This window comes from Luteimonas sp. TWI382, from assembly GCF_039674545.1.
Classification (GTDB): domain Bacteria; phylum Pseudomonadota; class Gammaproteobacteria; order Xanthomonadales; family Xanthomonadaceae; genus Luteimonas.
In genome coordinates, this window is sequence record NZ_JBDJNS010000008.1 from 1 (window position 1) to 21,109 (window position 21,109).

16 protein-coding genes and 1 riboswitch are annotated in these 21,109 nt (G+C 68.1%); of the genes, 6 read left to right on the forward strand and 10 right to left on the reverse strand.

Going from position 1 to position 21,109, the window contains the following annotated elements; translation table 11 throughout:
• Window positions 1–186: class II D-tagatose-bisphosphate aldolase, non-catalytic subunit (locus ABE505_RS07090; protein WP_346443313.1), on the reverse strand; the 186-nt coding region annotated here is incomplete at its 3' end.
• A 430-nt stretch (window positions 187–616) separates the two neighbouring features.
• Between ABE505_RS07090 and ABE505_RS07095 the strand changes: the two genes are divergently transcribed.
• Both ABE505_RS07095 and ABE505_RS07100 read left to right on the forward strand, forming a co-directional pair.
• On the forward strand, window positions 617–3,475 hold the full coding sequence (locus ABE505_RS07095; RefSeq protein WP_346443314.1) for a TonB-dependent receptor: 2,859 nt from the start codon (window positions 617–619) through the stop codon (window positions 3,473–3,475).
• 77 nt (window positions 3,476–3,552) lie between these two features.
• Entirely contained in the window at window positions 3,553–4,983 is a 1,431-nt protein-coding gene (locus ABE505_RS07100) for a hypothetical protein (RefSeq protein WP_346443316.1), read from the forward strand.
• Window positions 4,984–5,073: 90 nt separating this feature from the next.
• On the opposite strand, the gene ahcY is transcribed toward ABE505_RS07100, so the two are convergent.
• Window positions 5,074–6,534, reverse strand: a complete 1,461-nt coding sequence (gene ahcY, locus ABE505_RS07105) for an adenosylhomocysteinase (protein WP_346443318.1) — start codon at window positions 6,532–6,534, stop codon at window positions 5,074–5,076.
• A 35-nt stretch (window positions 6,535–6,569) separates the two neighbouring features.
• Window positions 6,570–6,684, reverse strand: a riboswitch (S-adenosyl-L-homocysteine riboswitch).
• 260 nt (window positions 6,685–6,944) lie between these two features.
• On the opposite strand from ahcY, the gene ABE505_RS07110 reads away from it, so the two are divergent.
• Window positions 6,945–9,446, forward strand: coding sequence for a prolyl oligopeptidase family serine peptidase (locus ABE505_RS07110; protein ID WP_346443320.1), 2,502 nt, complete (start codon window positions 6,945–6,947; stop codon window positions 9,444–9,446).
• A 68-nt stretch (window positions 9,447–9,514) separates the two neighbouring features.
• On the opposite strand, the gene ABE505_RS07115 is transcribed toward ABE505_RS07110, so the two are convergent.
• From ABE505_RS07115 to metK, 4 genes are all read right to left on the reverse strand, one after another.
• Window positions 9,515–10,249: a peptidase gene (locus ABE505_RS07115; RefSeq protein ID WP_346443322.1), complete on the reverse strand. Its 735-nt coding sequence runs from the start codon at window positions 10,247–10,249 to the stop codon at window positions 9,515–9,517.
• A gap of 65 nt (window positions 10,250–10,314) precedes the next feature.
• On the reverse strand, window positions 10,315–11,322 hold the full coding sequence (locus ABE505_RS07120) for an alpha-E domain-containing protein (RefSeq protein WP_346443324.1): 1,008 nt from the start codon (window positions 11,320–11,322) through the stop codon (window positions 10,315–10,317).
• Window positions 11,323–11,332: 10 nt separating this feature from the next.
• Complete coding sequence (locus ABE505_RS07125) at window positions 11,333–12,745, reverse strand: circularly permuted type 2 ATP-grasp protein (RefSeq protein ID WP_346443326.1); 1,413 nt, start codon at window positions 12,743–12,745, stop codon at window positions 11,333–11,335.
• Window positions 12,746–12,930: 185 nt separating this feature from the next.
• Window positions 12,931–14,142, reverse strand: coding sequence for a methionine adenosyltransferase (metK, locus tag ABE505_RS07130; protein WP_346443328.1), 1,212 nt, complete (start codon window positions 14,140–14,142; stop codon window positions 12,931–12,933).
• 193 nt (window positions 14,143–14,335) lie between these two features.
• On the opposite strand from metK, the gene ABE505_RS07135 reads away from it, so the two are divergent.
• The gene (locus ABE505_RS07135) at window positions 14,336–15,385 is read left to right on the forward strand and encodes a metal-dependent hydrolase (protein WP_346443330.1); all 1,050 of its coding nucleotides are present in this window, start codon (window positions 14,336–14,338) and stop codon (window positions 15,383–15,385) included.
• A 24-nt stretch (window positions 15,386–15,409) separates the two neighbouring features.
• Here ABE505_RS07135 and dusB read toward each other — a convergent pair whose 3' ends face one another.
• The 4 genes from dusB to ABE505_RS07155 form a co-directional block, all read right to left on the reverse strand.
• On the reverse strand, window positions 15,410–16,405 hold the full coding sequence (gene dusB / locus ABE505_RS07140; RefSeq protein ID WP_346443332.1) for a tRNA dihydrouridine synthase DusB: 996 nt from the start codon (window positions 16,403–16,405) through the stop codon (window positions 15,410–15,412).
• Between the two features lie 53 nt (window positions 16,406–16,458).
• Window positions 16,459–17,181, reverse strand: a complete 723-nt coding sequence (locus tag ABE505_RS07145) for a DUF4893 domain-containing protein (RefSeq protein WP_346443333.1) — start codon at window positions 17,179–17,181, stop codon at window positions 16,459–16,461.
• Between the two features lie 61 nt (window positions 17,182–17,242).
• Complete coding sequence (locus tag ABE505_RS07150; protein WP_346443335.1) at window positions 17,243–18,196, reverse strand: ribokinase; 954 nt, start codon at window positions 18,194–18,196, stop codon at window positions 17,243–17,245.
• 40 nt (window positions 18,197–18,236) lie between these two features.
• A complete protein-coding gene (locus ABE505_RS07155) occupies window positions 18,237–19,535 on the reverse strand; it encodes a nucleoside transporter C-terminal domain-containing protein (RefSeq protein WP_337246126.1) in 1,299 nt (432 codons plus the stop codon).
• Window positions 19,536–19,724: 189 nt separating this feature from the next.
• On the opposite strand from ABE505_RS07155, the gene ABE505_RS07160 reads away from it, so the two are divergent.
• Complete coding sequence (locus ABE505_RS07160; protein ID WP_346443337.1) at window positions 19,725–20,720, forward strand: aldo/keto reductase; 996 nt, start codon at window positions 19,725–19,727, stop codon at window positions 20,718–20,720.
• A gap of 64 nt (window positions 20,721–20,784) precedes the next feature.
• Window positions 20,785–21,006, forward strand: a complete 222-nt coding sequence (locus tag ABE505_RS07165; protein ID WP_346443339.1) for a hemin uptake protein HemP — start codon at window positions 20,785–20,787, stop codon at window positions 21,004–21,006.
• The last annotated feature ends 103 nt before the right edge of the window (window positions 21,007–21,109 follow it).

Consider the following 21,109-nt stretch of genomic DNA (forward strand, 5'->3'; position numbering starts at 1 on the left):
GCCGGTGTAGCCGCCGTCCTGGTTGACCTGGTTGCAGGTCGCCTCGATGAGCACCAGCGGCAGGGCGTGGCGCTGGGCATGGCGCAGCGCGGCCTCCAGCACCAAGGGGTGAGCGCAGCAGATGGAGGGGATACCGGCGCCGTCGCCTCGCGTGTGGCGGGCGACCAGCTCGAGCAGGGCGTGCATCGCGGTCCTCGTGTCGAAAAGGGGGGCAGGCGCCGCTTGGCATCCATCGTGTGGGCGGAGCGGCGGGCCTGGCGAAAAGGCGCATCCGGCGCGCAGGGAGAGTCTGCGACGAAACACATCGATTGGCAACGTTTTCTTTCGTTTCTGATAAGACTGAACTCGATTGCGGCACTGTGAGGGCCCCCGGCCGGTGCGCGCGCGGCTGATCGTCCGGCGCCAAGGCGATGGTGGGCCTGGATTACGGCCCTCCGCGCGCGCCGTCAGAGCGCGAGCGCGTCCTTTTGGCCTGAGGGGCCGTAGCAACCGGCGATGCGGCACCGGTCGTCCCGTATTTCGTTACAAGAAAATGTTGATGCCAAACGAAACATCATTTAGGCTGGATTTCGTTTTGTAGGTCGCCCCCACAGCCACCCACATCGAGGATGCTTCCGTGAAGACCGTTCGTCCGCATCGCAATCCGCTTTTCTGCAGCATCGCGCTGGCACTTCTTGTGCCGGCCGGCGTGTCGGCCCAGGTCCAGAACGTCGACGATCCTGAGGTGCCTGGAGGCGAGCGGATCGAGTCGCTCGACACGGTGATCGTGACCGGCGTCCGCGGCAGCCTCGCCCGGGCGGTCGAGCTCAAGCGTGACGCGGCGACTGTCCAGGATTCGATCAGCGCGCTGGAGCTGGGCAAGTTCCCCGACGACAACGTCGCCGACTCGCTGAGCCATATCACCGGTGTCTCGATCAGCCGCACAGCGGGCGGCGAGGGCCAGAAGGTCAGCGTGCGCGGCCTGGGGCCGGAATACACCCTGACCACGTTCAATGGCCGGTTGCTGGCGACCGATGGTGCCGGCCGCGATTTCGCGTTCGACGTGCTGCCGTCGGATGTAATCAGCGGTGCGGACGTGATCAAGGGCGCGCAGTCGTCGTTGACCGAAGGCGCAATCGGCGGCCTGATCAACCTGCGCTCGGCCAGCCCGTTCGATCGCACCGGCCAGCACGGCATCGTGCGGGTGGAGGGCGATCGCAACCAGATGTCCGATCTCAACGGTCACAAGTTCTCGGCGACCTACAGCAACACTTTCGCCGACGACACTGTTGGCGTGTTGCTCGGCGTGGTGTACGGCAAGCGCCGGGACCGCACCGACATCGCCGGCAACGACGGTGGCTGGACCCGCAATCCGGACCCGACGGACGAGACCTGGTCCGGCAACGCCTGGGGCGGCAACATCGACCCGAACGGCAACGGCGAACTCGACCCCGACGAGTACGGACTGATCGCGCCAGGCCAGTTTCGCGCCGGCTCGATCATCGAAGAAAAGAAGCGACGGGCGTTTTCGGGCAAGCTGGAATGGCGCCCCAGCGACCGCTTCCGGCTGACGGTGGACGGTCTGACCACGCGGCTCGATTCGCCGCAGGTCGGCTACCAGCAGTCCTACTATCCGCTGTTCGCGCCGGGCCGGTGGTCCGACATCACCGTCCAGAACGGCATCGTCACCGGGTTCACGATGGACAACCCGGATCCGGAGCTGCGACTCAATCCCGAATTGCTCAACATGACCGAGCATCGCGTGGTCGACACCGATCTGTACGGGGCCAACGCGCAGTGGCAGGTCAACGACGACTTCACGCTCACCGCCGACATCTACCGCTCGACCTCCAAGCGTTACTCCGGCGGCCAGGATTCCTACGTGGTCCTGCGCATGAACCAGCCCAACACCGCCCGTATCGACCTGAGCGGCGCTGCGATGCCCAACGTGCGCGTGGACTTCGAGGACGGCCGCTCGCTGGCCGACGGCTTCGATACCGATCGCTTCGGGGCGTCCGACTTCAATACCCATTACATGGAACTGCGCGGCGACAACATCGTCGACGAGATCACCGGCGGCGCCCTCGGCGGCGAACTGTTCGTCGGGCGATCGGTGTTCGATCGTCTGCGCTTCGGCGTCAACGTCACCGACCGCAAGAAGTCACGCGACCTGATCAACAACACCCTCAACGGCGGCGCGGACTATTACTCGGGCGACAACGCCATCAACGTCGGCGACCTGGGGGCGGGCGTGATCTCGCAGTCGCTGGCGCCGCCGAGCTTCATGAGCCGGGTCAATGCGGTCTTCCCGCGGTCGTTCATCGCCTTCGACGTGCCCAACTACCTGGGCCACCTTGCCCAGTACGATGGCCGGCCGCGTGCCGACGGCACGCCCTACGATTTCTCCAACGCGGCGCCGCAATGGAATCCGCTCGAGAGCTACCGCGTCTCCGAGAAGACCAACGCGTTCTACGTGCAGGCCGACTTCGCCGGCGAGCGTTGGCGCGGCGATGTGGGCATGCGCGTGGTCAAGACCGATACGACGTCGCAGGCCTGGGACGCCAAGATCCTGCAGATCATCGAGAACGGTGCGTTCAACTACACCGCGGTCTACGACACGCCCAGCGCGATCGAGCAGAAGGGCGACTACACCTTCTACTTGCCGTCGGCGAACTTCATCTGGAGCTTCACCGACGAGCTGCAACTGCGCGTGGGCGCCGCCAAGACCATGGCCCGGCCGCCGGTCGACACGCTGGCGCCGACCAACACCACGGCCAGCGTGTCCTGGGGCGAGTTCACCCAGATCTACGGCGGCAACGTCGATCTGCAGCCCTACAGCGCGAAGCAGGGTGACCTGTCGCTGGAGTGGTACTTCACCGACCGCTCGATCTTCAACGTCGCCGTGTTCTACAAGCGCATCACCAACCAGATCACCACCAGTTGGGAACCGGGCCAGGACATCGGGGTCGGCCCGATCGTCGATGCCAACGGCACGCCGGTGAGCACCGGTCCGACGTTGTTCAACGTCATGCGCCCGATCAATGGCGACTACGCCAAGGTCCGGGGCATCGAAGCGGGCCTGCAGCACTTCTGGGACAACGGCTTCGGCTTCCGCGCGCAGTACACCCGCAACTGGGCGCGCAGCTGGGTCGGCGAGTTCGAGCGTCCGCTCGAGGGCATCGCGCCGTCGGTGTACTCGCTGGGCCTGATGTACGAGAAAGGCCCCTGGTCGATCGGCGCCACCGCCGACCACACCGATGGCTTCGTGACTGCGATCAACGTGCTCGGCGAGGGCTACAACGAGCAGGCCGATCCGATCACCTGGCTGACCGCGCATGCGTCCTACGCCGTCAACGACCGTTTCACGATCTCACTGGAGGGCAGCAACCTGCTCGACGACGAGAACACGTCCAGCATCAACGGCAACCCGCTGCTGTCGCAGGGCTACTACCGGTATGGCCGCTCGGTCACGCTGGGGCTGAGCTACCGGTTCTGAAGGCGTCTTGTGCGACCGGTCCGGGCGTCGCCCCTGGACCGGTTGCGATCCCACGCTGGCGACAGGAGGGGTAGATCATGGAGCACCATCGATACCTGTTGCGTTGCGCGGCGTCGGCGATCCTGCTGGCGGTCACCGGAACATCCAGTGCGGGACTGCCCGATCCGGTGGAGCTGCGAGGAGCTTCGCTTTCGTCGTCCACTCCAGTCCAGGTCTCTGGCCGCACACAGGCCGCGCGTCTGGCCAAGTCAGCGACGCCGGTGCGCGAGCGCGATGTGCGCCGACGCGGCGCTGCGGCCTATACGCCGGTTCCACTGCAGGCCACGATCGATCGGGTGCAGCCGATGACCGGCATCGTGCTGTGGAACGACAACGCGTCAGGCTTGGCGGCACTCGGCGAGGACGTGCAACTGGAGTTTGCCTACTTCAAGTACAGCGACGTCGTCACCGGACTTGGCACCTACGACTGGTCGCAGGTCGACGCCCGGCTGGCATCGGCGGCGGCACGCGGCCATCAGATGATCGTGCGCTTCCACGACACCTATCCCGGCCACACCACGATCTCGATCCCCAGCCACATCGCCAACGCCGCCGACCACGTGATCGACTACAGGAACGTGGAGGGCGAGCAAACCTTCGTGCCCGACTGGCGCTCGGCCACGTTGCGGGCCTTCATTCTCGACTTCTACACCAAGTTCGCGCAGCGTTACGATCTCGACCCGCGCCTGGCCTTCCTGCAGGTGGGCTTCGGCTCCTATGCCGAGTATCACCTGTGGGACGGACCGTTGACCCTGGGCCGGACGTTTCCATCGAAAGCCTTCCAGCAGCAGTTTCTCGAGCACCTGGGCGCGACGTTTGCGCAGACCTCCTGGTCGCTGTCGATCGACGCGGCCAGCAGCACCTACTCGCCGTTCTCCGCCGTGCCGTCGTTGCGACAGCTGCGCTTCGGGCTGTTCGACGACTCCTTCATGCATGAGACGCATTCGAGCAGCAACAGCGAATACAACCGCGCGTCCTGGTTGTTCTTCGGCGACACCCGCTACCAGGACAGCCCGGCGGGCGGCGAGTTCAACTACTACAGCGACTACGACCAGGCGCATGTGCTCGATCCCAACGGCCCCTGGGGACGCAGTTTCGAATCCTTCGCGTCGCAGTACCGCATCAGCTACATGATCGGCAACGATCAGCCGGGCTATCAGACGCGCGCCCGCATTCGGGAGGCCGCGATGGCCACGGGCTACGCGTTCCGGATCACGGCGCTGGCGAGCGATGGCGAATGCGTGCAGATGTCGGTGCGCAACGAAGGCGTGGCGCCGATCTATTACGACGCCTGGCCCGCGGTCGACGGCCACCGTCTGGGCACGTCACTCAAGGGCTTGCTGCCGAATGCGGAGCGTTCTGCGTCGGCCTGCATCGGGCCGCATGCAATCGCCTCGCTGACAGTCGCGATCGAAAGCGATCGGCTCGTGCCGGGACAGCAGATCCAGTTCAACGCTTCGCTGCCGTAGGCGAGCCGCCGGGCCGGGCGGGCCGGCCCACCAACGAGAACGGGCGCCGCGAGGCGCCCGTTCGTCGTGTTGCTGCAGCGGTACGGTCGCTCAGTAGCGGTAGTGGTCCGGCTTGAACGGGCCTTCGACCGGCACGCCGATGTAGTCGGCCTGGGCCTGGGTGAGCTTGGTCAGCTTGACGCCGATCTTCTCCAGGTGGAGGCGTGCGACTTCCTCGTCGAGGTGCTTGGGCAGCAGGTAGACCTTCTTCTCGTAGCGGTCCTTGTTCGCCCACAGGTCGATCTGGGCCAGGGTCTGGTTGGCGAACGAGTTCGACATCACGAAGCTCGGGTGGCCGGTGGCGCAGCCCAGGTTCACCAGACGGCCATCGGCGAGCAGGAAGATCGCGCGGCCGTCGGGGAACACGTACTTGTCGACCTGCGGCTTGATGTTGATCTGCTGCACGCCCGCCAGCGCCTTGAGCGCATCGACCTGGATCTCGTTGTCGAAGTGGCCGATGTTGCAGACGATCGCCTGGTCCTTCATCGCCTGCAGGTGCTCGGCGGTGATGATGTCCTTGTTGCCGGTGGTGGTGACATAGACGTCGCCGCGGCCCAGCGTGCTCTCGATCGTGTTGACTTCGAAACCCTCCATCGCCGCCTGCAGCGCGCAGATCGGGTCGATCTCGGTCACCACGACGCGGGCGCCATAGGCGCGCAGCGAGGCGGCGCAGCCCTTGCCGACGTCGCCGTAGCCGCAGACCACCGCCACCTTGCCGGCCAGCATCACGTCCATTGCGCGCTTGAGTCCGTCGGCCAGCGACTCGCGGCAGCCATAGAGGTTGTCGAACTTGGACTTGGTGACCGAGTCGTTGACGTTGATCGCCGGCACCAGCAGCGTGCCGGCCTGGGCCAGCTGGTAGAGGCGGTGCACACCGGTGGTGGTCTCCTCGGACACGCCCTTCCAGTCGGCGACCACGCGCGTCCAGTAGCCCGGGCGCTCGCTGGCCACGCGCTTGAGCAGGTTCTTGATCACCTGCTCCTCATGCGAGGAGGCCGGCTCGTCGACCCACTTGCTGCCGTTCTCGAGCTCGTAGCCCTTGTGGATCAACAGGGTGACGTCGCCGCCATCGTCGACCACCAGTTCCGGTCCTGTCAGGGTGCCGTCGGGCAGGGTGAAGGTCAGCGCGTCGAGCGTGCAGTCCCAGTATTCCTCGAGCGTCTCGCCCTTCCAGGCGAACACCGGCGTGCCGGTCGCGGCGATCGCGGCGGCGGCGTGGTCCTGGGTCGAGAAGATGTTGCACGAGGCCCAGCGCACGTCGGCACCGATGTCCTTGAGCGTCTCGATCAGCACTGCGGTCTGGATGGTCATGTGCAGCGAGCCGGTCACGCGCACGGCCTTCAGCGGCTGGGTGGCGGCGTGCTTCTTGCGGATCGACATCAGGCCCGGCATCTCGTGCTCGGCGATGTCGAGTTCCTTGCGGCCCCAGTCGGCCAGCGAGATGTCGGCGACCTTGTAGTCGCCATCCTGGGAGAAAGCGCGCGCGGCGCCGGACTTCAACTGTGCGTTCATTGCATGCTCCGTACGGAATGCGATCGATGCATTCGCGATGACGGGCGCCGTTCGCAGGGCACCTGCGCCGAGCCTGGCCATCGAGGCGTCCGCTTGTGCGGAACGGGTCGTGGACGAAGCCACGCGATGGTCGCAGCGCCCCTCGGCGAGGCGGACCGCCATTCTATCGCAGCTCGCCACTGGAGGCGGCCAGGACCTGGGGCGCGCCCGTTGGGCGAGGCAAGGTTGATGTTCAGGTGCCGACTGCGCCGGCCGCCTTTGCGGTCCGGCCCTGGTGCGGTGCTGCGCGGGCGTAGTGACCGCTTTGCGATACAGCGCAAGTCCCGTCGGTCCCGGGCACGCACCCGCTGCCCAGCGCGACGCGACAGGTATGCTCGACAGCCTTGTGCGTTTTTTCGGATCGACTTCTGATGACTGCAACGACTGCCCGTCGCCGATTGTTTCTCGCCGTCTCCGCCACCTTGCTCGTCGCCTCGCTTGGTAGCTCCCTCGCGTTCGCGCAGACCGCGCCGGCAGTCGTAGCCGAGGACGGCGGCTACCAACTGCCGCCCGAAGCGTTGCGCGCGATCGTCGATGCGCCGCGTCCGCCGCGCTTGCTGCTGAGCCCCAAGCGCGACCTGGCCGCCTTCCTGCAGACGCCCGCGCTGCCGTCGATTGCCGAAGTCTCGCAACCCGAGCTCAAGCTCGGCGGCATCCGGATCAATCCCAAGACCTACTCGGCCAGCCGCGCCTCGTACGTCAGCGATGTCTGGCTCAAGCCGATCGACGGTGGCGGCGAGCAGCGCATCGTCGGCCTGCCCGAGCCGTTGTCGCTGGCTTCGCTACTGTGGTCGCCCGACCAGCGCCACATCGCCTTCAGCCAGGTCGACACGCACGCGGGCGAAGTGCAGCTGTGGCTGGTCGACGTGGCGACGCGTCAGGCGCGACGCCTGCTGTCCCAGCCGCTCAACGCGGTGGTCGGTAACGGCTTCGAATGGATGCCCGACGGGCAGTCGCTGCTGGTGCGGTTGCGTCCGCAAGAGCAGGGCGCCGCGCCGCAGGACGATGGCGTTCCGGCCGGCCCCAATGTCCAGGAGACCGGCGCCGGCGGCACGGTGCAGCAGTTGCGGACCTACCAGGACCTGCTGCGCAGCGAGCAGGATGCGCGGGTGTTCGCGCACTACATGACCAGCCAGCTCGCGCGCGTGTCGCTCGACGGCACGGTGTCGCCGATCGGCGCGCCCGGCCTGACCGTCAGCGCCACCGCTTCGCCCGACGGGCGTCATCTGCTGCGCCAGCAGATCGACCGGCCGTTCTCCTATCAGGTGCCGTATACCCGCTTCCCGCGCCGGATCGAGGTGATCGGACTCGACGGTGCGGTCCAGCACACGGTGGCGCGCCTGCCGCTGGTCGAGGGCCTGCCGGTTGGCAACGATGCGGTGCCCACCGGCGTGCGTTCGGTCGCCTGGCGCAGCGACGCGCCGGCGACGCTGGTCTGGGCCGAGGCGCAGGACGGCGGCGATCCGGCGCGCGAGGTCGCGGTGCGCGACATCGTCTACGCGCAGGCTGCCCCGTTCCGCACAAAGCCGACTGCGCTTGCGCAACTGTCGATGCGCTACGCCGGCACGCAGTGGGGCACTGGCGATCTTGCGTTGCTGACCGAGTATTGGTGGAAAACGCGCCGGATCCGCGAGTGGCGCCTGCATCCCGACGGCGGCGCCACGCCGGTGCTGGTGCGCGACGGGTCGTACGAGGACCGCTACGCCGACCCGGGCATGGCGGTGACGATGCCCGACGACAACGGCAACCGCCGGCTGCTGATCGCGGCCGATGGCCAGAGCATCTACCGCATCGGCGACGGCGCGTCGGAGGAAGGCGACCGGCCGTTCCTGGACCGCCAGCACTTGGCCGACGGCCGTACCGAGCGGCTGTTCCACTCGCAGGCGCCGGCCTTCGAGGCACCGGTCGCGGTGCTCGATGCGCAGGCCACGCGGCTGCTGACCACGCGCGAAACGCCGGCCGAGCCGGCGAACTTCCTGCTGCGCCGCCTGGACGACGCCGATGCCGCACCGGCAGCGCTGACCGCGTTCGCGCATCCCACGCCGCAGCTGCGCGACGTGCACAAGGAGCTGGTCCGCTTCAAGCGCAAGGACGGTGTCGACCTGAGCGGCACGCTGTACCTGCCGCCGGGCTACGACGCACAGCGCGACGGCCCGTTGCCGCTGCTGATGTGGGCCTATCCGGGCGAGTTCAAGTCCGCGGATGCCGCCAGTCAGGTGACCGATTCGCCGTACCGCTTCAACGCGGTCGGCTACTGGGGGCCGCAGGCGTTCCTGGCAATGGGCTATGCGGTGTTTGCCGACGTGTCGATGCCGATCATCGGCGAGGGCGATGCCGAGCCCAACGATACCTACATCGAACAACTGGTCGCCAGCGCCGAGGCCGCGGTGGATGAAGTCGTGCGCCGCGGCGTGGCGGATCGTCGCCGGATCGCGATCGGCGGGCATTCCTACGGCGCGTTCATGACCGGCAACCTGCTGGCGCACTCGCGGCTGTTCGCCGCCGGCATCGCGCGCAGTGGCGCCTACAACCGCACGCTCACGCCGTTCGGCTTCCAGGCCGAGGAGCGCAACTACTGGCAGGCGCAGGACACTTACCTGCGCATGTCGCCGTTCAACTACGCCGGGCAGATCAAGGACCCGATCCTGCTGATCCACGGCGAGGAGGACAACAATTCGGGCACGTTCCCGATGCAGAGCGAGCGCATGTTCGCGGCGATCAAGGGCCTGGGCGGCAATGCCCGGCTGGTGATGCTGCCCAAGGAATCGCACGGCTACCGGGCGCGCGAATCGATCCTGCACATGCTCTACGAGACCAACGCCTGGCTCGACCGTTATGTGAAGCATCGCTCCGAGGCACCCGCGGCGCCGTAACCCGGCGCTGCCGCCGCGACGCCCGATGGTGAACGGGCGTCGCGGTGGTCGTCAGCGCCGGGCGTTGCCTACCGCGCCCATGGCGGCGCCGGCAGCGCGGCGACCGCTTCGCGCAGGCTGTCGTTCCAGCGCTCGCGGATCGAGCGCAGGTAGGCGTCCTCGTCCTCGAAGCGCTGCTGGACCTCCAGTTGCAGGCTGTCGCGGCGATAGACCGCCAGGTCGATCGGCGTGCCGACCGACAGGTTCGAGCGGATCGTCGAGTCGAACGACACCAGCGTGCACTTGGTCGCGGTGACCAGGTCGGTCTGCCGGGTCACCACTCGGTCGAGGATCGGCTTGCCGAACTTGATCTCGCCGGTCTGGAAGAACGGAGTCTCGGGCGTGCTCTCGATGAAATTGCCTTCCGAGTACACCAGGAACAGCCGCGGCGGTTCGCCGCGGATCTGGCCGCCGACGATGAACGAGCCGCTGGGGTCGATCCCGCTGTCGCGAAGATAGGCTTCGTCGCGGGCGCGGATCTCGCGCATCGCGTCGCCGATCGCCTGGGCGACCTGGAACATCGACTGCGCATTGCGGATGCCCGGCGTCGCCGGTTCGTGCCGGTCGCGATGCTCGATCAGATTGAGCACGTTCTGGGTCAGCGACAGGTTACCGGCCGACAGCGTCACCACCACATAGGCGCCCGGTTCGGCGAAGACCCGCATCTTGCCGGCACGGCGAACATGGTCGACGCCCGCGTTGGTGCGCGAGTCGGAGGCCAACACGAGCCCCTCGTCGAGGTTGAGGCCGATGCAGTAGGTCATGAGGCGGCGCGGGTACGGCGGAGCGGATGGCCATTGTGCCCGCTGCGCGGGCGGCATGGCACCCGTCAGGCGGTGTTCTGCCAGGGGGATTGGACCTGCGTCTGGGCCGGCGCCGGTACGGCGCGGGTGGTCATGAACTGATGATGGATTTCCGCGCCCAGCCGGGTCAGCCGGGTCATGGTGTCCTGCAGCCACGCTTCCAGTCCGCCGGTGATGATCTCGTCCATGCGTGCGTAGCGCGACTGCGCGGCCAGCGCGCCGGCCTGGCGCGCCACCTCCAGCGAGGCCCCGCCGGTCAGCGATTGCAGGATCGAGGAGATCGCCTCGACGCAGGTCTGCAGCGAGCGCGGATTGTCGCCGTTGAGCAGCATCAACGCCGCCACGCCGGCCGGGCTGACCGACTCGCGGTAGAGGCGTCGGTAGGTCTCGAACGCCGACAGCGCCTGCAACAGCGCGCTCCACTGGAAGTACTGGACCGCGTCGCGCGCCTCGCCGGTCTCCGGCAGTTCGTCGTCGCTGGCGATCATGTCCAGCAGCCGGATCGACCATTCGGCGCGCTCGATGAACGCCCCCAGTTGCAGGAACTGGTAGCCCTCGCCTCGGCCGAGGGTGCCGATCGTGATGCCCCGGAACGATGCCGAGCGGGTCTTGACCCATTCGAGGGTGTTGCTCAGTCCGTTGCGGCGCAGTTGCGCGGCATCGAGCTTGCGGATCTCCAGCCACGAGCTGTTGAGGTCCTCGTACATCTCCGAGGTGATCGCCACGCGCTGGGCGCGGGCGTTCTCGCGGGCGTGGCGGAAACAGCTGTGGATCGAGCTGGGGTTGTCGGGCGCCAGCAGCAGGTGTCCGACCACGCCCTCGGCATCGATCCGTCCGTGGCGTTCGAGGAACGGTTGCACCAGTCCCAGCGAGTCGAGCGAACGCCGCCATGCGGCGGCCTGCGCCTTGCCGCGGTCCAGGCGCTCGGGCAGCAAGGCGATGCGTTGTGCGACATCGAGCAGGCGCGCGGTGTTCTCGGCGCGTTCCATGCTGCGCGCCACCCAGTACAGATCGTTCGCGGTGCGACAGAGCATGCGTGCGGCCTTAGTTTTCCATGATCCAGGTGTCCTTGGTGCCGCCCCCCTGGGACGAATTGACCACCAGCGAACCTTCGCGTAGCGCCACCCGCGTCAGTCCCCCCGGCACGACCTGGATGCGGTTGCCGCTGAGGATGTAAGGGCGCAGGTCGATGTGGCGCGGTGCCAGTCCGCTTTCGACGAAGGTCGGGCAGGTCGACAGCGACAACGTGGGCTGGGCGATGTAGTTGCCGGGGTCGGCGAGGATGCGGGCGCGGAACGCCTCGATCTCGGCCTTGGTCGAGGCTGGGCCGACGAGCATCCCGTAACCGCCGGCGCCGTGCACCTCCTTGACGACGAGTTCGGGCAGGTGCGCCAGCGCGTATTTGAGGTCGTCGGGATTGCGCAACTGCCAGGTCGGCACGTTGTGCAGGATCGGCTCCTCGCTGAGGTAGTAGCGGATCATCTCGGGCACGAACGGGTACACCGACTTGTCGTCGCCCACGCCGGTGCCCGGCGCATTGGCCAGGGTCACGTTGCCGGCGCGGTAGGCGCCGAACAGCCCGGGCACACCGAGCATCGATTCGGGCCGGAACACCGTTGGGTCGAGGAAGTCGTCGTTGATGCGGCGGTAGATCACGTGCACGCGCTGGGCGCCGCGCGTGGTCTGCGCATAGACCATGTCGTTCTGCACGAACAGGTCGGCGCCCTCGACCAGTTCCACGCCCATCTGCTGGGCCAGGAAGGCGTGCTCGAAGTAGGCCGAGTTCGCCGCGCCCGGCGTGAGTACGGCCACCACCGGGTTGTCGATGTTGGCCGGCGCGCACTGACGCAGCACGTCGAGCAGTGCGTCGGGGTAGCGTTCGACCGGCGCGATCTGCTGACTGGAGAACAGCTCGGGCGTCAGGCGCGCCATCATCCGCCGGTTCTCGAGCATGTACGACACGCCCGACGCGACCCGCAGATTGTCCTCGAGCACGTAGTACTCGCCGTCGCCGGCGCGCACCAGATCGATGCCCGAAACGTGCGAATAGGTGTTGCAGGCGACCTGCAGGCCCTGCATCTCCTTGCGGTACTCGCTGTTATCGAGCACCAGCGCGGCCGGGATGCGGCCATCGCGCAGAATGCGTTGTGGGCCGTAGACATCGCCCAGGAACAGATTCAGCGCGTGCACCCGCTGGCGCAGCCCGGCTTCGAGCATCCGCCATTCGGCAGCCGGCACGATCCTGGGCACGATGTCGAAGGGGATCAGCCGCTCGGTGCCCGACTCCTCGCCGTAGACCGAGAACGTGATGCCGACGCGGTGGAACGAGATCTCGGCCTCGCGCCGCTTGTGCGCGACCTGCTCGGTCGGCGTGCGCTGCAGCCAGTCTTCGAACGTGCGGTAGTGCGGCCGGACCGCATCTTGCGCGTCGCGCATCTCGTCGTAACTGGCTGACATCGAAGAAGCTTCCCCTGGCTGTCCTTGGCGCCGCACCGTGCGACGAGATATAGCATGTCGCCCGCCGGGTGCACGTCGGGTGAGACGGGCACGCCCACGGGGCAGGGGCGCGGGCCGGCCCGCCGGGCCAAACGACGACGGGCCGCTTGCGCGGCCCGTCGTGGCGACACCTGGCGGCGCCGGTCTTACTTGAGCTTGGCGTCGGCGCGCAGGGCCTCGGCGCGGTCGGTCTTCTCCCACGAGAACGCAGTCGCGGTGTGCTGCTCGCCCGCGCCGTCGGTGTAGCTGACCTGCTGCGGCTTGCGGCCGAAATGGCCGTAGCTGGCGGTGCGCTGGTAGACCGGGTGGATCAGGTCGAGCATCTGGATGATGCCGTAGGGGCGCAGGTCGAAGTGGCGGCGGATCAGCTTCTCGATCTGCGCGTCCGGAATCTTGCCGGTGCCGAACGTGGTCACCGAGATCGAGGTCGGCTCGGCGACGCCGATCGCATACGACACCTGGACCTCGCAGCGGTCGGCCAGGCCGGCCGCGACCACGTTCTTGGCGACGTAGCGCGCGGCGTAGGCAGCCGAGCGGTCGACCTTCGACGGGTCCTTGCCCGAGAACGCGCCGCCACCGTGACGGGCCCAGCCGCCGTAGGTGTCGACAATGATCTTGCGGCCGGTCAGGCCACAGTCGCCCACCGGCCCGCCGATGATGAACTTGCCGGTCGGGTTGATGTGGAACTTGGTGCCCTTGTGCAGCCACTTGGCCGGCAGCACGGGCTTGATGATCTCCTCGCGCACCGCCTCGATCAGATCCTTCTGCTTGACACCCGGATCGTGCTGGGTCGACAGCACGACGGCGTCGATCGCGGTCGCCTTGCCGTCTTCGTAGCGCAGCGTGACCTGGCTCTTGGCGTCGGGGCGCAGCCACGGCAGCGGCGAGTTCTTCTTCTTGCGCACCTGCGCCTGGCGCTCGACCAGACGGTGCGAAAGATGGATCGCAGCCGGCATGTGGCTGTCGGTCTCGTTGGTCGCGTAGCCGAACATCAGGCCCTGGTCGCCGGCGCCCTGCTGCTCGGGGTTCTTGCGGTCCACGCCCTGGTTGATGTCGGGCGACTGCTTGCCGATCAGGTTCAAAACGCCGCAGGTCTCGCCGTCGAAACCGACGTCGGAGCTGTCGTAGCCGATGTCCAGGATCACCTTGCGGGTCAGCGCCTCCAGGTCGATCCACGCGCTGGTCGTCACCTCGCCGGCGACGATCGCCACGCCGGTCTTGACCAGCGTCTCGCACGCCACGCGCGCACGCTTGTCCTGGGCCAGGATCGCGTCGAGCACGGCATCGGAGATCTGGTCGGCAATCTTGTCCGGATGGCCTTCGGAGACGGACTCGGACGTGAAGAGATAGCTGGACATCAGGGCTATATCCCTATATTCGGATGAAAAGATGGCCGCGAATGATACACCCCCGGCTTGCGCTGCGCATCTTGTCGTCCCGTGTGTTGCCGTAGAGTTAAGAGCGTCGAGAACGGTGAGGACGGGTTTGCCGCCAGCCTGCATGCTCGCGACAATCGGCGCCCGCCACGCGATGCAAGGACGGCCCTGTTCCATGGATTCCCTGACCCAGATCGTCCTCGGCGCGTCGGTCGCGGCGGCCGTCGTGCCGGCGGCGCATCGTCGGGCCGCGTTGCTGGCCGGCGCTGCGCTGGGTACGGTGCCCGATCTTGATGGTCTGGTGATCGCGCTGTTGACCGATGACCCCGTGCTGCGGATGACGCTGCATCGCGGAATCACCCATTCGTTGTTGGTGTTGCCGCTTGCCGCCGCGGCGCTGTGGTGGGCGCTGCGCCGCTACGGCCACGGCCGGGTCGCGGCCGCGCCGGGGCGCTGGTTCTGGGCGATCCAGCTCGCGCTGGTCACGCACCCGCTGCTCGATGCGTTCACGGTCTATGGCACGCAGTTGCTGTGGCCGTTGCGGCCGTCGCCGACGATGTGGTCGAGTGTCTTCATCATCGATCCGCTGTACACGATCTGGTTGCTGATCGGCGTGCTGGTCGCGGCGTTCGTTGGCGCGCGCCGGGTCGGCGGCCGCGCGCTCGCGGTCGGGCTCGCGTTGAGCACGGCGTACCTCGGCTGGTCGCTGGTCGCCAAGGCGCGCGTCGACCGGGACGCCGAACACGCCCTTGCGGCGCTGGGCCTTGCCGACGCGCCGCGCTTCTCGGTGCCGACGCCCGGCAACACCGTGCTGTGGCGGGTGGTCGCGATGACGCCGGATGGCTACGTCGAGGGGTTCCAGTCGTTGGTCGCCGACCGCGGCCCGATGCAGTTCGCGGCCTATCCTTCGGACGTGGCGGCCCTGCGCGCGAATGCCGCACTGCCTGCGGTGCAGCGGCTGGCCTGGTTCAACCGCGGCTTCATGGGCGCGACGTTCGTCGATGGCCGGTTGCAGCTCAGCGATCTGCGCATGGGCAACGAGCCCGAGTACTTCTTCCGGTTCACCATCGCCGAGCGCACGGCCGCGGGCTGGTCTGCATTGCCCCCGACCCAGGCGCCGATGGCCCGCGATGTGGGAGCGACGTGGAATGCGACCTGGGCGCGGATGTGGCACGAACCTGCAGTGCCGGGACTGGGCGACCACCAGGCCATCGGCGCCCCCTGACGCCGGGTGTGCGGACGCGGTCCGTCAGGCAGCCAGCGTCGGTTGCGCGTCGTCAGCGATCAGCGCGTCAAAGTAGGCGCGTGTCAGCGCGAGCTGCTCCTGCGCGGTGTCGGCGCGGTTGACCACAGCGCGGAAAGCGTGATGCTCCGGTCGGTCTTTCGCGTACCAGCCCAGGTGCTTGCGTGCGATGCGCACGCCGGCGGGTTCGCCGTAGAACGCATGCAGCGCCTGGAGATGGCCGAGCAGGATGTCGCGGATCTCCTGCAGCGACGGTGGCGGGAGGTGGTGGCCGGTGGCGAGAAAGTGCGCGATCTCGCGGAAAATCCAGGGCCGGCCCTGCGCCGCGCGACCGACCATGACTGCGTCGCATCCGGTGTGGCGCAATACCGCCAGCGCCTTTTCCGGCGAGTCGATGTCGCCGTTGGCGATCACCGGGATCGACAGTTGCGCCTTGATCGCCGCGATCGTGTCGTACTCGGCGCTGCCGGTGTAGTGCTGGTCGCGGGTGCGGCCGTGGACGGCGAGGGCGGCGATGCCCGCGTCCTGCGCAATACGCGCGATCGTCGGTGCGTTGCGATGTGCGGCGCACCAGCCGGTGCGGATCTTCAGTGTCACTGGCACGTCGACGGCGGCGACCACGGCCTGCAGGATCCGTGCGACCAGCGCTTCGTCCTGCATCAGCGCCGAGCCAGCCCAGGCGTTGCAGACCTTCTTGGCCGGGCAGCCCATGTTGATGTCGACGATCTGCGCGCCGTGCGCGACGTTGTGGCGCGCCGCCTCGGCGAGCATGGCCGGCTCGGTACCGGCGATCTGTACGCCGGCCGGGGCCGGCTCGCCGTCGTGGTCCATGCGGCGCAGCGACTTCTCGGTGCGCCAGAAGCGCGGATCGCTGATCGTCATCTCCGACATCGCCAGGCCCGCGCCCAGGCGCTTGCACAGCTGCCGGAACGGCTTGTCGGTGACGCCGGCCATCGGGGCCAGCACCACGTTGGGTTCGATGCGGTACGGACCGATCTGCATGCGCCCATTGTCGCCGATCGGTGGACCTGGGTCGCGCACACGCCGTTCTGAATTCAGCGGCGCAGTTGGTAGAGCTCGAAGCGCGGGCCATCGACGTCGAGCACCATCAGCAGTTCGTCGTCGCCGGTGCGCACCAAGCGTCCGACGCTGTCGCCCTCGACGCGCGCAGCCGGCGGCGTGGGCCACTGGCGGCTGTAGCCGGGGGAGGGATCGTCGTTGACCGACTGCGAGCCCAGGAATGCGAGCGTACTGCGGTCGATCGGCAGCAGTCGGCCTTGTCGGCGCTGCGAACCGGTCGTCTTGGCGAAGGTCAGCATACCGTCGCGGCGCGCGATCGTGGCGTCGAACCATGGGTAGCCATAGGCGCCGCCGCGTCCGTCGAACTGCAGCGAGCGGACTTTCCAGGCGCCTGTGATCGTGCCCAGCGGGCGGCCGCTTCCGGCCAGTGCCAGCGCCTGTCGCGCGTCCGCCAGCACTGGATCGTGGTCGTCGAGCGCCTGGTCGAACATGGGGTCGGCGAGGATCGCGTCGCGGTCGGCCGGCCAGGCCTGGGCCCGCCAGTCGTCCGGCGTGCTGCCGTGCGCGTCCGCCTGCGCGGGCGGCGCCGCCTCCGTCATCGGGTTGGCGGCGGACTTCGCGGCATCGGCCGTGGTTGGCACGTCGGCCGGCGATGTCGGTGTCGGTGCCGGGTCGGCCGGGCTGCAGGCGGCCAGTGCGAGTGCGATCGCCAGGCCGGTGCCGGCACGCAGGCGCGCGGGAAATGAACAACAGGACATCGGCAGACTCCGCCGCGATCCTCGGTGCCGCGGCCGGGCGACCGTAGCACGTGCGGTGTCGTCAGTCCGTCGTGGGGCGCAGGTGCGGCATCGCCGCGGCGGCACCGACCCGCTCGGTCGATCGCCCCGCGTAATGCGCGGCGAAACGCACGTGGGTGTCGAAGGGCACGGCCTGGTCGCCGGCGAGCGAAGCGGCCAGGGCGCCGTTGAATGCATCGCCCGCACCGGTGGTGTCGACCGGTTCGACCTTGTCGGCCGGCACGCGATAGAACGGCTGCGTATCGCCGCGGGTCAGGTCCTCGCGATGGGAGACGAACGCACCGGCCGCGCCGAGCGTGATCACCACCGTGCCGCGGGGCAGCAGCGTGCGGCACCAGCGATGCAACTGCGCATCGGCCGTGCCGGCGATCGCCTCGCTGTCGATGCGATGGCTGGTGTGGCGCTCGAGCAGGCCGGCGAACTCCGTCTCGTTCGGAGTGAGGATGTCGGCCGCGGCGAGCAGCTCGCGCAGGCACTGCGCGTTGGCCGGCGCGGGGTTGAGCATGGTCGAGGTGCCGGCCGCGCGCGCCAGGCGCATCGCTTCGAGCACGCTGTCGAGCGGGGATTCGAGCTGGGTCAGCAGGACGCGGGCGCCGGCCAGAGCCTCAGCTTGCCGGCCCACCCAGGAGGCACACAGGTCGCCGTTGGCGCCGGCGCCGATGACGATGGTGTTGTGGCCGGCCTCATCGACGTAGATACCGGCCGTGCCGGTCGGGTGGCTGCTCTCGCGCACGCGCATCGCGATCCCGTCGGCCTGGGCGAGTGTGCGTGCCTGGCGACCGCCGTCGTCGTCGCCCAGCGCGCACAGGAAGGTGGTCTGCGCGCCTGCCCGGGTCGAGGCGACGGCCTGATTGAAGCCCTTGCCGCCGGGCCCGGTGTGGTAACGGCCGCTGAGCGTCTCGCCGCGGCGCGGCAGGGTGCTGCAGTTCCAGACATGGTCGACATTGAACGACCCGACGACGACGACACGGCTCACGCGCACATCCTCTTTGTCCCGCTCTCGCAATGGCTCGGCGTCAGGCGCCGATGTAGGTCAGCACGCCGGCGATCGTCGCGGTCATCAGCGTGGCGATGGTGCCGCCGAGCACCGCGCGCAGGCCGAACCGCGCCAGATCCTGGCGGCGGTCGGGGGCCAGGCCGCCGATGCCGCCGATCTGGATCGCGATCGAGCTGAAGTTCGCAAAGCCGCACAGCGCATAGGTCGCGATCAGGCGGCCCTGCTCGGTCAGTGCGATGCCCTCGACACGGCCGTTGACGATGTCGGCCAGCTGCAGGTAGGCGACGAATTCGTTGATGACGATCTTCTGGCCGATCAGCGAGCCGACCACAGACGCGTCCTGCCACGGCACGCCGATCAGCCAGGCGATCGGGGCGAGCACGAAGCCGAAGATCGTCGCCAGGTTGGTCGGGCGGCCGATCGCCTCGGCCAGGCCGGTGGCCTCGCCGATCCATTCCAGCGGCCAGTTGATCATCGCGATCAGCGCGATGAAGGCCAGCAGCATCGCACCGATGTTCAGCGCCAGGCGCAGGCCGTCGCCAGCGCCGGCGGCCGCGGCATCGATGATGTTGCCGGTGGTCTTCTCGACCTCCATCTTGACCGTGCCGCGGGTCAGCGGCTCGCGCGTCTCGGGGATCAGGATCTTGGCGATGACCAGCGTCGCCGGTGCGGCCATGATCGAAGCGGCCAGCAGATGCTTGGCGTAGAACGCCTGTTCCTCGGGGTTGCCGCCGCCGAGCATGCCCACGTACGCCGCGAGCACGCCGCCGGCGATATGCGCCATGCCGCCGATCATCATCGTGATCAGCTCCGACTCGGTCATCCTGGAGATGTACGGGCGCACGGTCAGCGGCGCCTCGGTCTGGCCGATGAACACGCTGGCGCACACGCTGGTGGTCTCCGCGCCCGAGACCCGCATCACCTTGGTGATCGCCAGTGCCATGACCCGCACGATCGCCTGCATCACGCCCAGGTGATAGAGCACGCCCATCAGCGCGGCGAAGAAGATGATCGTCGGCAGTACCTGGAACGCGAAGATGAAGCCGTAGGTCTCCACGTTCATCAGGCTGCCGAAGATGAACTCCGAGCCGGCGTTGACGAACGAGAGCACCTTGACGAAGCCGTGGCCCAGCGCATCGAACACCTCGCGCCCGCCGGGCACGCGCAGCACGACGGCGGCGAACGCGATCTGCAGGGTGACGCCGGTGGCGACCAGCTTCCAGTCGACGGCGCGCTTGTTGTTGGAGAACAGCCACGTGATCGCGAGCAGCACGGCGAGTCCGAACAGGCCGAAGCCGATCCGCGTCAGGTCTTCCATCGTGGCCCCCAGGCCCGTCGACAAGTCGCGCAGCCTAGTGCAGCGGGCCGGTACGGGCAACCACGGGCCATGTGAAGGCCGTGTCATTCAGGCCCGCCGCGCCGACGGCGCGGTATGCCGGGCGGGGCCGGCCGCGCGAAGGCGCGGCTTGCATACACTGATGCGCCCCGACAGCGAGGAACCCCGCCCATGCATTACCGTCGTCTCGGCACCTCCGGCCTGCAGCTCTCGGCGCTCTCGTTCGGCGCCTGGACCACGTTCGGGCGCCAGGTCGGCCGGGGCCAGGCGCGCGAGCTGGTGGCCGCGGCCTGGGACCATGGCATCAACTTCTTCGACAATGCCGAGGGCTACGCCAACGGGGAGGCGGAGCGCGTCATGGGGGATGTGATCGCCAATCTGCGCCTGCCGCGCGACGGCTATTGCGTGTCGAGCAAGGTGTTCTTCGGCGCGGCGACCGAGCCCCGACCCACCCAGCGGGGGCTGTCGCGCAAGCACGTGCGCGATGCCTGCGATGCCGCACTGCGGCGGCTGCGGGTCGATCACCTCGACCTCTATTTTTGCCACCGGCCCGATCCCGACACCCCGTTGGCCGAGACCGTGTGGGCGATGGACACGCTGATCCGCCAGGGCAAGGTCCTGTACTGGGGCACCTCCGAATGGCCGGCGGCCGCGATCCGCGAGGCAGCGCAGATCGCGCGCACACACCACCTGCACGGGCCGACGATGGAGCAGCCCGAGTACAGCCTGCTGCGGCGCGAGCGGGTCGAGCTGGAGTACGCGCCGCTGTATGCCGAGCTCGGGCTGGGCACAACGACGTGGTCGCCGCTGGCCTCGGGCCTGTTGACCGGCAAGTACGCCGGCGGCGTGCCCGCCGACAGCCGACTCGCCCAGCCGGAGCTGGGCTGGTTGCAGCGCGAAGTGCTGGGGGATACGGAGCGGGTGGGGCGCGCTTCGCGATTCGTCGCATTGGCGGCGCAGTTGGGGGTTGCGCCGGCACCGCTGGCGATCGCCTGGTGTCTGCGCAATCCGCACGTGTCCTCGGTGCTGCTGGGCGCCAGCCGGGTGGAGCAGCTGATCGAAAACCTGCAGGCGCTCGAACTCGTTGCGCGGCCCGACACCGGCTTCTGGGCGCGCGTGGATGCATTGATGGGCGGGCCGAACGATGACCGCCCATCGGAAGAATGACAGTCGCTCTTGACTGGGAAATGAGAATCACTAGCATTGGGGGCCCGCTTCCGAGGAACCGACCATGCTTGCGCCCCAGTTCCGCGATTCCGTTCCCGCCCGCGACTCGGCCGATGGCCACAACGTGCACCGCCTGGCCCGCGCCCACGATGTCCGCGCGCCCGAGCCGATCGAGCTCGACAGTGCGCAGCTGCTGCGCGGCCAGCGCGAGCTGCAGATCCGTCACGGCAACGAGGTCTATCGCCTGCGCCACACCCGCAACGACAAGCTGATTCTGACCAAGTAAGCCCGCTGTCGATCGGTGCCGCCGTCCCCCAGTGGCGGCCCCGTCCGTCTACCGATCTCTCCGGTCGCCCGCCCGCGCGTTCCTCTCCCCGCGCTTGCCAGCC